The 13,004-nt window shown below is 43.4% G+C and carries 10 protein-coding genes and 3 tRNA genes; 10 read left to right on the plus strand and 3 right to left on the minus strand.

Annotated features, from left to right (window positions below):
* Window positions 1–28: 28 nt before the first annotated feature.
* Window positions 29–104 (plus strand) — tRNA-Val (locus tag B2863_RS13605).
* 37 nt (window positions 105–141) lie between these two features.
* Window positions 142–218 (plus strand) — tRNA-Asp (locus tag B2863_RS13610).
* A 306-nt stretch (window positions 219–524) separates the two neighbouring features.
* On the opposite strand, the gene B2863_RS13615 is transcribed toward B2863_RS13610, so the two are convergent.
* The gene (locus B2863_RS13615) at window positions 525–1,874 is read right to left on the minus strand and encodes an MBL fold metallo-hydrolase (protein ID WP_296211501.1); all 1,350 of its coding nucleotides are present in this window, start codon (window positions 1,872–1,874) and stop codon (window positions 525–527) included.
* Window positions 1,875–2,230: 356 nt separating this feature from the next.
* Here B2863_RS13615 and B2863_RS13620 point away from each other — a divergent pair, with 356 nt between their 5' ends.
* From B2863_RS13620 to B2863_RS13635, 4 genes are all read left to right on the plus strand, one after another.
* Window positions 2,231–2,593, plus strand: coding sequence for an ArsR/SmtB family transcription factor (locus B2863_RS13620; RefSeq protein WP_296211504.1), 363 nt, complete (start codon window positions 2,231–2,233; stop codon window positions 2,591–2,593).
* A gap of 44 nt (window positions 2,594–2,637) precedes the next feature.
* Window positions 2,638–3,045, plus strand: a complete 408-nt coding sequence (gene arsC, locus B2863_RS13625) for an arsenate reductase (glutaredoxin) (RefSeq protein ID WP_296211506.1) — start codon at window positions 2,638–2,640, stop codon at window positions 3,043–3,045.
* Complete coding sequence (gene arsH / locus B2863_RS13630; RefSeq protein ID WP_296211508.1) at window positions 3,032–3,805, plus strand: arsenical resistance protein ArsH; 774 nt, start codon at window positions 3,032–3,034, stop codon at window positions 3,803–3,805. The genes arsC and arsH overlap by 14 nt, the downstream gene beginning before the upstream one ends.
* A gap of 67 nt (window positions 3,806–3,872) precedes the next feature.
* Window positions 3,873–5,180, plus strand: coding sequence for an arsenic transporter (locus B2863_RS13635; protein ID WP_296211511.1), 1,308 nt, complete (start codon window positions 3,873–3,875; stop codon window positions 5,178–5,180).
* 497 nt (window positions 5,181–5,677) lie between these two features.
* Here the strand turns inward: B2863_RS13635 and B2863_RS13640 are convergent.
* Together B2863_RS13640 and B2863_RS13645 are read right to left on the minus strand one after the other, a co-directional pair.
* Window positions 5,678–5,753 (minus strand) — tRNA-Asn (locus tag B2863_RS13640).
* Window positions 5,754–6,009: 256 nt separating this feature from the next.
* Window positions 6,010–7,212: a pyridoxal phosphate-dependent aminotransferase gene (locus B2863_RS13645; protein WP_057760918.1), complete on the minus strand. Its 1,203-nt coding sequence runs from the start codon at window positions 7,210–7,212 to the stop codon at window positions 6,010–6,012.
* A gap of 551 nt (window positions 7,213–7,763) precedes the next feature.
* Here B2863_RS13645 and B2863_RS13650 point away from each other — a divergent pair.
* From B2863_RS13650 to B2863_RS13665, 4 genes are all read left to right on the plus strand, one after another.
* Window positions 7,764–8,501, plus strand: coding sequence for an SDR family NAD(P)-dependent oxidoreductase (locus tag B2863_RS13650; protein ID WP_296211512.1), 738 nt, complete (start codon window positions 7,764–7,766; stop codon window positions 8,499–8,501).
* A 62-nt stretch (window positions 8,502–8,563) separates the two neighbouring features.
* Entirely contained in the window at window positions 8,564–10,282 is a 1,719-nt protein-coding gene (locus B2863_RS13655) for an NAD(P)/FAD-dependent oxidoreductase (protein ID WP_296211514.1), read from the plus strand.
* Between the two features lie 84 nt (window positions 10,283–10,366).
* Window positions 10,367–11,377, plus strand: coding sequence for a DUF1365 domain-containing protein (locus tag B2863_RS13660; RefSeq protein ID WP_296211515.1), 1,011 nt, complete (start codon window positions 10,367–10,369; stop codon window positions 11,375–11,377).
* Between the two features lie 120 nt (window positions 11,378–11,497).
* On the plus strand, window positions 11,498–12,949 hold the full coding sequence (locus tag B2863_RS13665; RefSeq protein ID WP_296211517.1) for an SAM-dependent methyltransferase: 1,452 nt from the start codon (window positions 11,498–11,500) through the stop codon (window positions 12,947–12,949).
* Window positions 12,950–13,004 lie beyond the last annotated feature (55 nt).

Below are 13,004 nucleotides of genomic sequence, written 5' to 3' on the forward strand. Positions count from 1 at the left end.
TGAATAAATTGCCTAGCAATTGTTCGAAGGGTGATTAGCTCAGTTGGTAGAGCGTCTGCCTTACACGCAGAATGTCGGCGGTTCGAATCCGTCATCACCCACCACTTCTTAGCAAGTGGCTAAACAAGCTAAGAGACCTAAGCAGCGGTAGTTCAGTTGGTTAGAATACCGGCCTGTCACGCCGGGGGTCGCGGGTTCGAGTCCCGTCCGCTGCGCCATATTTAAAACGAATTTAAACCTTTGGGTTTAAGCAAGTTTCGCCTCAAGCATTAGATTGTTTGAGGTTTTTTTGTGTCTGAATTTTATGTATCTATGTTTTATGAGTGATAAGTCAGGTAAGGAAGTACAGTAAAAGTTAGAACCTAGTACCTAGTACTATGACTTATATCCATTTAAGTCGTATCGATTAAAGGTCGTCGTATTTATCTTAGTTACAGCATTTTTTGGTGGCTTTACTTGGAACTCATTATATACAATTAAAGCCCCGTTTTAGCTTATTGTAGATTTTAGTTAAGGGTAAAGAGTTACTCATGCGTTGCTTGCCATGCACCCATTGACCCTAAATAGATATCAATGTGCTCAAAGCCTCGACTAGCAAGCCATCCTGCTGCTATTGTTGCTCGAGCTCCACTGGCACACATCAATGTGTAGTGGTGACTTTGGTCAAGCTCATGCCAACGCTCGTTCAGATGACCAACATAGATATGCTGTGAGCCTTCAATCGCACTAGTATTCCTCTCATCGATATCGCGCACATCGAGCAATGTCCAGTTCTGAGCATCATTAAGACGACTCTCTACCTCGGTTGTATCGATCATAGGGGTTTGCTGCATCTGTTCCCCTGTGGCAGCAGCAGGGACGACACCCACATAGCCACCTATAATATTATCAAAAGCAATACGTATCAGATGCTCCATCGCAGTCGCAAGTTGCTTTTCATCAGAGGCAATCAGTGCCAAGCTTTGTCCTTCCTCGATAAACCATCCAGCAAACGCAGGTAGCATGTTGACAGGTAAGCTCATAGAACCGGGCAGGTGTCCTGACGCATACGCCATGGGTTCACGAATATCGATGAGATGATCAGCATTGCAGTCATGCAGCTGTTTAAGTGAAAGGTTACGCGGACGCATAACGACTGGAGGCGCTTCACCACCTTCCATATTAAGGCGCTCCATCAATCTGAAGTAGGGCGGCTGATAATGGTTTTCGCTCGTCTTGAAATAAATAAATGCCTCACGATCGGTAATCTGTAAACGTGGATTGTTCATTCTTTCGTGACCAACGGTAGAAAACTCACGTTCCGCCATACCTGATCCGCAGACGGACCCAGCACCATGAGCCGGATAAATAATTGCCTGATCACCGAGCGCTAGAATGTCTTGTAACGAATCATAAAGTAAACCTGCAACTTCTCTACAACGCTCAGGATAGAAGTCAGTACGACCGACATCACCTACAAAGAGCGCATCCCCAGTAAAAACGCCAACCGCCTTGTCTGGATACGCCGTATCAAACAGCGCATAAGCAAGATGATCATCGGTATGACCAGGCGTTTCTAGGACGTGGATTTCCAATTGGCCAATTGAAAAGCAATCACCATTACGTGCGGTCTGAGCGTAGACAACAGGTTGCTCTGGATTAGGGCCATGCAAAACTGTTGCTCCTGTCATTGCGGCCAAGATAGGTGCCCCAGAAACCAAATCCTCATTACGATGTGTCTCAAAAATATGAGTAATCTCAAGTCCTGCTGCACGCGCCTTTTCTACATATATCGCGCAGTCACGACGTGGATCAATTACCGCTGCTTGACCACCAGAGCCTACCAAGTAGGATAGGTGCGAAAGTCCAGGTGTCTTAATTTTCTCTAGTAGCATGGTCATTTCCTTATTGTTGTTTTAATCATAATAGTTATTTTAATCAGGTTTACTGGCAGTACAGAGCGAGAGCTACCAGCCAAATTTAGTTTTACTATTGCATAAACTTGTATTCAATCTAGCATGAACTTATAAGTATCATCAATATACAATAACATATATTAAACTTGTTATTTACATAAGGCCAAACGTAGAGGATTTTAGGTTTAAAAGGTTAAACAAGCATTATTTTCGCTATTTAGTTAATCGCTTTTACTTGTTGATATATATAGTTTAATTGCACAGATATATTTCTTTTAGAATAAAAATATCTGTAAAACATTGAATTATTTTAATATGTCTGTATTATTGGACATATGGAAATAACTAATGCTATCGCAAGCTTTGCTGCGCTCTCTCAAGATACTCGTCTAAAGGCTTTTAAACTGCTAGTCAGCCACGAGCCTGAAGGCCTACCTGCGGGCGAAATAGCCCGTCAGCTCTCTGTCCCTCATAACACAATGTCAGCCCACTTATCGGTGCTAGCAAGGGCAGGATGGGTGGTCTCACAGCGTCATAGCCGACAGATTATCTATCGTGCTTCGCTATCACATATGGATAACGTCATTCAGTTCCTGTTGCAAGATTGCTGTGCGGGACATCCAGAATTGTGTGCGTCACTCATGGATAGTTTAAGCGGCTGCAGAGTAAAAGAGTCTGCTGAGCAAGGTAATGATTAAACCAATTATCATTTCAATAAATACATAAAATAGGTGTAAACACTATGAAGCCATTAATCTTTCATAATCCTAAATGCGGAACCTCTCGTAACACGCTTGCTATCATTAAAGCATCAGGTGAAGAGCCAGAAGTGGTGGAATACCTGAAAAATACACCAACGCGCGACCGTTTAGTTGAGCTATTGGCACAAATGCAGATTTCGCCTAGAGAGCTGTTAAGAAGTAAAGAAACTATCAATGATGAGCTTGGTCTAGATAATCCTGAGTTGTCTGACGACCAAATTATCGACGCCATGATTGCGCATCCTATTTTAATCAACCGTCCTATCGTGGTGACTGATAAAGGCGCTGCTCTATGCCGTCCGTCAGAGCGTGTGTTTGAGTTGTTAGCCAATCCAGTAAGTAGCTTCACAAAAGAAGACGGCGAGGTTATTACTCATGATAAACACTGAGGTTGACCAAGCATTGGAAGCCAAATCTACTGTTTTGCAAGAATCTAGCCTCGACGATTTGCCCAATATTGATATAGATAATCTTCAGCCTATCGATATTGATTCTTTGGTTGCGCCAAATGACTCACGTCATCCGCCAAAAATACTAGTGCTATACGGTTCTGTCCGTGCGCGCTCGTTTTCTAGATTGGCCGCTGAAGAGTCTAGCCGATTGCTACGTTGGTATGGTTGTGAAGTAAAAATGTTTGATCCATCCGGCTTGCCGTTGCCTGACGATGTAGACTCAGACCATCCCAAAGTGCAAGAGTTACGGGAGCTGGCGCAGTGGTCAGAAGGCATGCTATGGGTGAGTCCAGAGCGTCACGGCAGTATTACCAGTATCATGAAAGCGCAAATCGACTGGATACCGCTGTCACTAGGTGGCGTACGTCCAACTCAAGGTAAAACACTAGCACTGATGCAAGTCAGCGGCGGTAGTCAGAGCTTTAATACGGTTAATCAGATGCGTATTCTCGGGCGCTGGATGCGGATGATCACTATCCCCAATCAATCTTCGATACCCAAAGCGTTCTTAGAGTTCAACGACGACAATCGCATGGATATGTCTCCGTTATATCTGCGTCTTGTCGATGTCTGTGAAGAGCTAGTAAAGTTTACTTGGCTCACACGCGGACGTTCAGATTATCTTACTGATCGTTATTCAGAACGCGTTGAGAGTGCTGAAGAACTATCGAGCCGCGTCAATCAAAAATCGATCTAACCCCCTAATCGATCTAATTCTCTATATTAAATCGGCTGAATAAAGTCAGCTTAAGTAAGGTCGTACAATGCTTGCATTTGCTATTTTTGTGGTTACTTTAGTCTTAGTTATTTGGCAACCTAAAGGATTGGGTATCGGTTGGAGCGCCATGGGTGGTGCTTTAGTCGCGTTAGCGCTTGGCGTCGTGCAGTTATCAGATGTGGGTATCGTCTGGGATATTGTCTGGGATGCGACCTTTACTTTTGTAGCGTTGATTATTATCTCGCTTATCTTAGATCGGGCAGGGTTTTTTGGCTGGGCGGCATTGCACGTGGCACGCCTTGGCAATGGACAAGGGCGCTTATTGTTTCCGATGATTGTCGTGCTCGGCGCCTTTATTTCTGCCTTTTTTGCCAATGATGGTGCAGCGCTACTACTGACTCCGATCGTCATCGCTATCTTGCTACGTCTCAAATTTTCGCCACCATCAGCGCTGGCATTTATCATAGCGACTGGTTTTATTGCTGATACGGCAAGTCTGCCATTGGTCACCTCAAATTTAGTCAATATCGTCAGTGCCAATTATTTTGATATTGGTTTCGGTCGTTATGCGGCGGTGATGGTGCCAGTCAATATCGTGTCTGTATTAGCGACGCTACTGGTATTGTGGGTTGTCTATGCACGTCATATTCCAAAAACCTACTCGACTAGCGAGCTAAGCGCTCCAGAGTCTGCTATTACCGATCCATTGGTATTCCGAGCTGCTTTTCCACTATTAGGTTTGCTACTGGTCGCCTATTTTGCGACTGAGCCGTTGGGGCTACCTATTTCACTGGTCACGGGCATCGCTGCTGTCGCGTTAATGGCAATCGCTGGCCGCATATGGCAAGGTGGGCACGGTGCGGTAGTCTCTGTGAGCGATGTAGTACGTAAAGCGCCTTGGCAAATCGTACTATTTTCAATCGGTATGTATTTGGTGGTATATGGTCTGGGTAATGCAGGGCTTACTGCTTATGGTGCGCAAGTACTTAACTGGTTGGGTCAACAAGGCGCAGTCATTGCTACCGTTGGAACTGGATTCTTGTCCGCCATAGTTGCTTCTGTTATGAATAATATGCCAGCAACTTTAGTCGGCGCGCTTGCGATTGATCAAGCACAAGTGCCTGCTGCAACGCGAGAGCTAATGATTTATGCTAATGTCATCGGTAATGATTTGGGCCCTAAGTTTACGCCGATTGGTAGTCTGGCTACTTTACTATGGCTACATGTATTAGCAGAGAAGGACTACAAAATCAGCTGGGGACAGTATATGAAGATTGGTCTATTGATCACTCCGCCTGTGTTGTTAGTGACACTGTTGGCATTGGTATTCTGGTTGCCACTGTTGCCAAGCTAGCCAATAGAGAACTTGCTACAGTAATATCCTATCGTGACCATGATGTTTACTTTTGAATATCATTGTCATAATCAAGTATGAGACAAAGTAGTCATTAGCGTTTATCAAATTGGCAAAATAGATAAACAACATTAGGGTCTGTTGAACATCCAAATATTAGGACTGCTGATCGCTAAAATCGCATCAAACTAGGCGTAAACCGACGATAATGTCGAGACCTTAACTAGGCTTGCAACAACGTTTGAGGTGATTTTAGCATCAGCCTTTCAGGGCAGGGCTATTTTTTGCCAATACATGGCGAAATTGTCTAACCTAGAATGACTAGGCGTCAAAAATTTCACTGCGTATTGGCAAAAAATAGTCACTGCCAGTACCACATTTGAATGTTCAACAGACCCTAAATGATACGCATAAAAAAACCCTCATCAATTTGATGAGGGTTTTGGCAAATGCCATAATTGAATCAAAGTTGACTCAAGAAATTTACTACTAAAATGTGGCTCTCCAACCTGGGCTCGAACCAGGGACACACGGATTAACAGTCCGTTGCTCTACCAACTGAGCTATTGGAGAATAGGCTGTAAGTGTTTAATCGCTTACAACGAGCCTTAGAAGTCTCTAACGAGTTCTTGCTAAGTGGGGCGTATTCTAGCAAAGTTAAAAAATACGTCAAGCCTTTTTTTGCATAATTAGTAAAAATTGTCATTTTAATGATGAGATAGCGTGTTTTTCTTAGTTATGCCCAAGACTTTCGCAAAAAAAGACGCCCTATACACTCTATAGGGCGTCTTTTTAATGAACTGCGGTAAGACTCGTTGCTATTTACGATTTATTCAGCAACGTCTAAATCAGCCACTGCTTTTTCGATACGTGATAGTGCATCTTTTAATGTTGCCTCATCAGTAGCGTACGAGATACGCATATAGCCGCCAAGACCGAACGCATCACCAGGTACGACTGCCACGCCTACTTTGTCCAATAACCATGCTGAGAATTCAGTACATGATGATAGGCCAGCCGCTTTGATTAGCGGTACGATATTCGGATAGACATAGAATGCGCCATCAGGACGCAAGCAAGTAATGCCTTTAATGGCATTTAGACCATCTACGACTAGGTCACAGCGCTTCTCAAAGGCGGCTACCATCGGCTCTAGTACGCTCTGATCACCACTGATAGCGACCTCGGCAGCCACTTGGCTTATTGACGTCGGGCATGAAGTAGACTGTGACTGTACCTTTTTCATCGCGCCGATTAGCTTAGCAGGGCCACCCGCATAACCGATACGCCAGCCTGTCATCGCATACGCTTTAGACACACCGTTCAAGATGATGGCGCGATCTTTTAGCTCAGGTGCCGCGTTTAAGATATTGTAGAACTTATCGCCTGTCCAGCGGATGTGCTCGTACATATCGTCTGAAGCTACATAGACTTGTGGATGCTTTTTCAGTACTTCAGCGATGGCCTTTAGCTCATCTAATGTATAAATCATACCTGTTGGGTTAGATGGGCTATTTAATACCAACAATTTAGTCTTGTCAGTGATGGCTTCTTCCAACTGCTCAGGGGTGATTTTGAAGTCTTGCTCAGCTGGGCATTTGACAATGACTGGCACGCCTTCTGCGATGATAACCATGTCAGGATAGCTGACCCAGTATGGCGCTGGGATGATGACTTCATCGCCAGGATTGATAAACGCCTGGGCAAGGTTAAAGAATGACTGCTTCCCACCGACCGATACTAGGATTTCGTTTGGCTCATAGCTGATGTCGTTGTCGCGCTTGAATTTCTCGATGATGGCTGTTTTTAGCTCTGGCGTACCATCGACAGCCGTATATTTAGTGAAGCCATCATTGATTGCATCGATTGCTGCTTTTTTGATGTGTTCAGGGGTATCAAAATCAGGTTCACCAGCGCCCAAACCGATAATGTCTTTACCAGCTGCTTTTAGCTCTTTGGCTTTATTGGTAATCGCTAGCGTAGGTGATGGTTGGATGTTGTTGACGCGGTCAGACAGTTGCAACTCGCTCATGAGAGATCCTTTTTTATATGAGGGTGGGGTTGGTGGAAATCTGATATTAATTATATAACGTTTTCATTGCTATCAGGACAAGATGTCAGATAGTTTAAGAAAAGATAGCATCATCTTACCGTGATACGGTGCTCATTCGATTATAGACGATGGTGATGATGCTTCGGCAAACGACGCGATTGCTAATTTTTGCATTGTAGCATGCTGATATTGAGCTGTCTTATGACCCTAGTAACAGAATATTGTGTTGTCGCTTGTGATAGCAGTATCCTTGTGGAAATGACAAACAACACGCTGAGATTAAGCTTGAGCCCAGACGATTGCGAAGACACAACAATAAACCTGTAGCCGACCACTATAATTATTTAGATTTGTTAAATAAAATGGCTTATAGCTTAATGAAATGCGACCAATGATAGCTGCGAAGAATAACAATAATAGCTAGCTGTTATCAAAAATCTAAATTTTCATTAAGCAATCAGTTTAAGAGCATTAATTCCATATTATGAAAATACTTAAAAAGATAAGAATACTCAAAAAGGATATTTACGATGACAGATTCTACTGAAAAATTACATATTCTCATTACTGGGGCGACGTCAGGCATTGGTAAGCAGTTGGCAAAAGACTATCTGCTAGCAGATCATCATGTATATGCAGTTGGCCGTGACGACGAAGCGTTGGCTGAACTTCAGGCTTTAGGCGCAGAAACGATTGATTTAGACCTCATGGATCGAGAAAAGGTCATCGAAGCTTTTGAAAAAATCGACAATGTCGATCTAGCGATTTGCGGTGCTGGCATGTGCGAGTACTTAGATATGCCGAACTTTGATAGCAGTGTCTTTATGAAAGTCATGTCGGTCAATATGGGTACGTTGTCTCATGCGATAGAGGGAGTGCTGCCAAAGCTAATCGCTTCAAAAGGTCGCTTGGTCGGTATCGGTTCAGCGTCTGCTTATGTGCCTTTTGCGCGAGCTGAGGCCTATGGTAGCTCAAAAGCTGCTATCCATTATCTAATGAAGACCCTACAGATTAGCCTTGCTCCGCATGATGTGTCAGTCAGCTTAGTTGTACCTGGTTTTGTTGAGACACCGATGACCAAACAGAATGACTTTCCGATGCCATTTATCCAGACGCCAGCGCAGGCCAGTCAGGCTATACGCGACGGTATCGAAAGCGGGCATGATGTGATTGAATTTCCAAAGAAATTGACTATGCCATTAAAGGCATTAGGTACGTTGCCTGATTTGATCTGGCAGCAAGTTAGCGAAAAACTCAATAAAAAATAATCTACTATTAATAGAACTCTCAGCCATCATATCGACAGAAAAATACAGAAGGGAATGCTTTTATGCCGTTTACTCGTTTCAAGCGTGCAAGTAACCAAAAGAATGCTACCGATGCTACAACAGATTCTGACCATCAAACTACCCCAAAACGTATTGCTATCATCGGCTCAGGTGTATCAGGACTGACATGTGCTCATTATCTAGGTACGCAACATGATGTGACGGTATTTGAAGCCAATGATTATATCGGCGGGCATGTAAATACGATTGACGTGGCACTACAAGACGGTAAAAAAGCAAAGAGCAGCAATGTAGAGAGTAGTGCGATAGATACAGGATTTATTGTTTTTAATGAGCGCACATACCCGAACTTCTTTCGTTTGCTCCATGAGTTGCAGGTACCATTTCAGGCAACGGACATGAGCTTTTCTGTCAAAAATACTGCACGATATTTTGAATACAATGGTCATACGCTCAACACTTTATTATCACAGCGCAAGAATGTACTTAATCCAAAATTCTGGCAATTCATTAAAGATATTCTGCAGTTTAATAAGCATATTAAACAGCTACGCCAAGATTACGATAGCGCGCGCTCTCAAGGGCAAGATGTCAGTAGCTTTGCAGAACAAACGCTCGGTGGTTATCTGGCACAAAAGAAATACGGTCAGCTATTTACTGATAACTATCTACTGCCAATGGTCTCGGCCATTTGGTCAACCAGTTTAGATGAAGTGCAAGAATTTCCTTTGGTGTTTTTTGCACAGTTCTTTGACAACCACGGTTTGCTCGATGTGGTCAATCGTCCGCAGTGGTTTACGATAAAAGGCGGCTCAAAGCAGTACGTCAATAAACTGATTCCACGTTTTATCAAAGCGGGTGGCAAGATACGAGTCAATAGCCCAGTACAGTCTGTGGTTCGTGATGGCGATCAAGTGACTTTGACGATACAGGATAAAGGTAACGCTAACAATCATAGCGAAAACCTTGTATTCGACGAGGTTGTTTTTGCTTGTCATGCAGATACCGTATTAAAGATTTTAAAGGATGCGAGCACCGATGAATCTGAAGTATTAGGTCATTTTCGCTTTACCAAAAATACGGCTGTACTGCACACCGATACCAGTGTTTTACCTAAGAAACCACTGGCATGGGCAAGCTGGAATTACTTAATAGATGAAACAGTTTCAGGCAGTGTTAAGGATGAGCAAGCGTCTGGAAACGCACAGATACCTGCAAAGCCAGTGCTGACTTATCACATGAATATCCTGCAACGCTTGACCAAAAAACACAATTATTTGGTAACCCTAAATCCAGCTGTAGATAATAAAAGCGTCGATGATAAGCAGATAATTAAGAGCATTGATTACAGTCATCCAGTGTTCGATCTTGCGATGATTGATGCGCAGACTAAATGGTCGAGTATCTCTGGTAACGGTTCGCACACACATTTCTGCGGGGCTTATTGGTTTAATGGCTTTCATGAAGATGGCGTGCGCAGTGGATTACGTGTCTGTCAGGCGCTCGGTCTTGATATTGATATAAAAGACGAGGTTGATCTAGCCCATTTACCTGACGCTGATAGCGCGCATACGCCGTTTCGTTATAAAGATTTACCTATAAAAGCGGATACCAAATTACGTAGGTTGAATAAGCGTGAAGTCACCATAGCGACAACCAACCAGGAGCTGGTTGAGTATGCTGATCGTTTGCAGAGTTCAACTGCTGATACGAGCCAATATAAGAAACGTGGCTTATTCGGTCGCCGTAAAACCAAATAATATGACAATTAATGCTGTTATGTATTCTAAGTGTTTTGAAATATTCGCCATATAAAAAGTACGCCGTTATACAAGAGACTATTTATGACCACGTCCGCTCAAGATAACAATGCTATGTCAAGTCATGAGTATTCTTATGATACCACTGCATTGCCACATCAGCTGTTTGAGGGTACGACATGGCACAGTCGGCTGCTACCTAGTGTGAATAAATTCGTTTACCCTTATCGCTATTGGGGCGTCAATATTAGCGCGCTTGCGAAAGGACAAGAACTTCCTGAAATTAGTACGGCAGCATTTGATGAGAGTAAGTTTTTAGAAAAATTACCATTACGTAAAGTATTGCCGAAAAAGCTACTAGCAAAAGGTCTGCCTCTATTTTCAGCAAAGAAAAAGGCGCTACAACGATTCTGTGCTGATGATTATTTACAGCATACTGACCTACAGAGTGCCAATAGCCTAAGTAACGATGAAAAACATGATAGTAACGGACAGTCTATTGCAGCACTAGAAAAACGTCTAAGCCGAGCATTCGAGAAATATGCGGGGAGCGCACCTGAAGGCGATATGTTGGGATTGCTTGTCTGCCGTAATGCTGGCATGTACTTTAGCCCAGTTAATTTTTACTTGGGGTTTGATGCGCAGCAAACGCCAACTCATCTATTGGCTGAAGTGTCTAATACGCCATGGGACAAGCGTCATTACTATGGGTTTTTGTTAGAAGGAGAAGATACTGAGTTCTGTCATGATAAGGATTTTCACGTATCACCTTTTAACCCTATCGATCAGCTGTACCGCTGGCAGGTCACAGTAAAAGGTACTAAAACGGATGAGCTACCTAATACTGGCTTACAAGTGCGTATTGCTATCAATATCAGCGATGAGCGCGGTGAAGTGCTAAAAACTGGTATAAAGATATCAGGGGTGCCGATGACAGAAGAGGCTGTTCGTCATAGCTTACGAAAAAACCCTCTGATGAATATGACGTCCTTAACCCGTATTTATTGGCACGCGCTTAAGCTCTATGCGATTAAAAAGGTGCCGTATATCAACTACGATGAAAAATTGGCCGATAGTCAACAGAAAGGCGGCTAGCAGTAAAGTAATATTCAAAAAGATACCCTGTAGTTTTAGCAATTTTCAAATATCAACAATCCAAAAATCTCGTCAATGTAATACTAAAAAATAAAGCATTTAAACAAGGATAAATACACGATGCCAGCACGACCGACCGATCGAGCACCAGTCACAAAACTAGAAAAGTTAACTGCTCGTGTGAGCAAAGTAGTTAATGAAAGCGCTGTACTACAGCCAGTCAGCAATAGTGTGAATCATTTAGCGAGAAAGCTTATCTTTCGTGCGTTACAACACGTTCAGTTTGGTAGCCTCACGCTGATTGAGACATTCGATGAGCAGGAACCTAAGACAAGTAGCTTTGGCAAAGTAGCTACTAATGACGCTAGTAGCTCGGCGGTTGGTCGCCATTCGCTACATGTGACGTTAGAGATTCATGATCCTGCTGTTTATCGTCAGCTGCTTTTAGGAGGCTCTATCGCGCTAGCAGACAGTTATATCGATGGTGAATGGGATACGAATGATCTAACAGGTTTGATTCGTTTGGCAGCTCGTAACTTAGCAGTGCTCAATAAACTAGAAAATCGTTTTGCTGGTATTAGTAAAGCATTTGAAAAAGCGAAGCATCAGCTGCGTAGCAATGACAAATCTGGCTCCAAATCCAATATCCTAGCGCATTATGATTTGGGCAATGACATGTATCAGCGATTTTTGGACGATACGATGATGTATTCATCGGCGGTCTATCCTACGCCTGACGTGACGCTCAGTGATGCTCAGCAGCACAAATTATCGCTTATATGTCAACGTTTACAGCTTAGTGCTGATGATAATGTGATTGAAATCGGTACAGGATGGGGCGGTTTTGCTATCTTTGCAGCCAAGCATTACGGCTGCCATGTGACCACCACGACTATCTCTGATGCCCAGTATGATGAAGCGAAGCGACGAGTCGAGGCGGCAGGTCTGTCTGACAAAATCACACTGCTCAAGCAAGATTACCGCGAGCTGACAGGTCAATATGACAAGCTAGTCAGCATCGAGATGATTGAAGCGGTGGGCCATGAATACTTACCGACTTTCTTTGCCAAGTGTAATAGCTTGCTCAAGCCGACAGGTCTTATGGTATTACAGGCCATCACTTTTAATGACCAAAATTATCAAGACTATATCGATTCGGTTGATTTTATCCAAACGCACATTTTCCCAGGTGGTTGTCTGCTCTCAAACCAAGAGCTGACGACCCAATTCACTGAGCAAACCGATATGGTCGTCAAACAATTGCATGATTATGGTTTTGATTATGCGTACACGCTGCGTGACTGGCGTGCTGCGTTTATGGCGCAGCGTACAGAGATTCAAGCGCTTGGCTATGACGATGCCTTTATCCGCCTATGGGAGTTTTACTTTTGCTATTGCGAAGGTGGTTTTTTGGAGCGCACGATCGGTGTGGTACAAGTTACTGCGGTGAAGCCTAATAATATCGATACGCTACATTTTTCTGACTTACCATCTGCCGTCTTAAATCATAAAACGGTTTTGAACGATGAGACGTTTAGTGAAGAAGATAGGGCAGACACAGCATCAGTATAAGTCTGATGATACAGATATGGTTTGTTTACAACTTTCATAGGGTCTCATACTGTAT

Origin of the sequence: Psychrobacter sp. UBA3480, from assembly GCF_002377945.1 — a bacterium.
In the GTDB taxonomy this organism is placed as follows: domain Bacteria; phylum Pseudomonadota; class Gammaproteobacteria; order Pseudomonadales; family Moraxellaceae; genus Psychrobacter.

What these genes read in the sequence shown, in the direction of transcription:
- B2863_RS13615 (WP_296211501.1), bottom strand. Translation starts at nt 1,874, where the DNA reads ATGCTACTAGAGAAAATTAAGACACCTGGACTTTCGCACCTATCCTAC.
- B2863_RS13620 (WP_296211504.1), top strand. Translation starts at nt 2,231, where the DNA reads ATGGAAATAACTAATGCTATCGCAAGCTTTGCTGCGCTCTCTCAAGAT.
- arsC (WP_296211506.1), top strand. Translation starts at nt 2,638, where the DNA reads ATGAAGCCATTAATCTTTCATAATCCTAAATGCGGAACCTCTCGTAAC.
- arsH (WP_296211508.1), top strand. Translation starts at nt 3,032, where the DNA reads ATGATAAACACTGAGGTTGACCAAGCATTGGAAGCCAAATCTACTGTT.
- B2863_RS13635 (WP_296211511.1), top strand. Translation starts at nt 3,873, where the DNA reads ATGCTTGCATTTGCTATTTTTGTGGTTACTTTAGTCTTAGTTATTTGG.
- B2863_RS13645 (WP_057760918.1), bottom strand. Translation starts at nt 7,212, where the DNA reads ATGAGCGAGTTGCAACTGTCTGACCGCGTCAACAACATCCAACCATCA.
- B2863_RS13650 (WP_296211512.1), top strand. Translation starts at nt 7,764, where the DNA reads ATGACAGATTCTACTGAAAAATTACATATTCTCATTACTGGGGCGACG.
- B2863_RS13655 (WP_296211514.1), top strand. Translation starts at nt 8,564, where the DNA reads ATGCCGTTTACTCGTTTCAAGCGTGCAAGTAACCAAAAGAATGCTACC.
- B2863_RS13660 (WP_296211515.1), top strand. Translation starts at nt 10,367, where the DNA reads ATGACCACGTCCGCTCAAGATAACAATGCTATGTCAAGTCATGAGTAT.
- B2863_RS13665 (WP_296211517.1), top strand. Translation starts at nt 11,498, where the DNA reads ATGCCAGCACGACCGACCGATCGAGCACCAGTCACAAAACTAGAAAAG.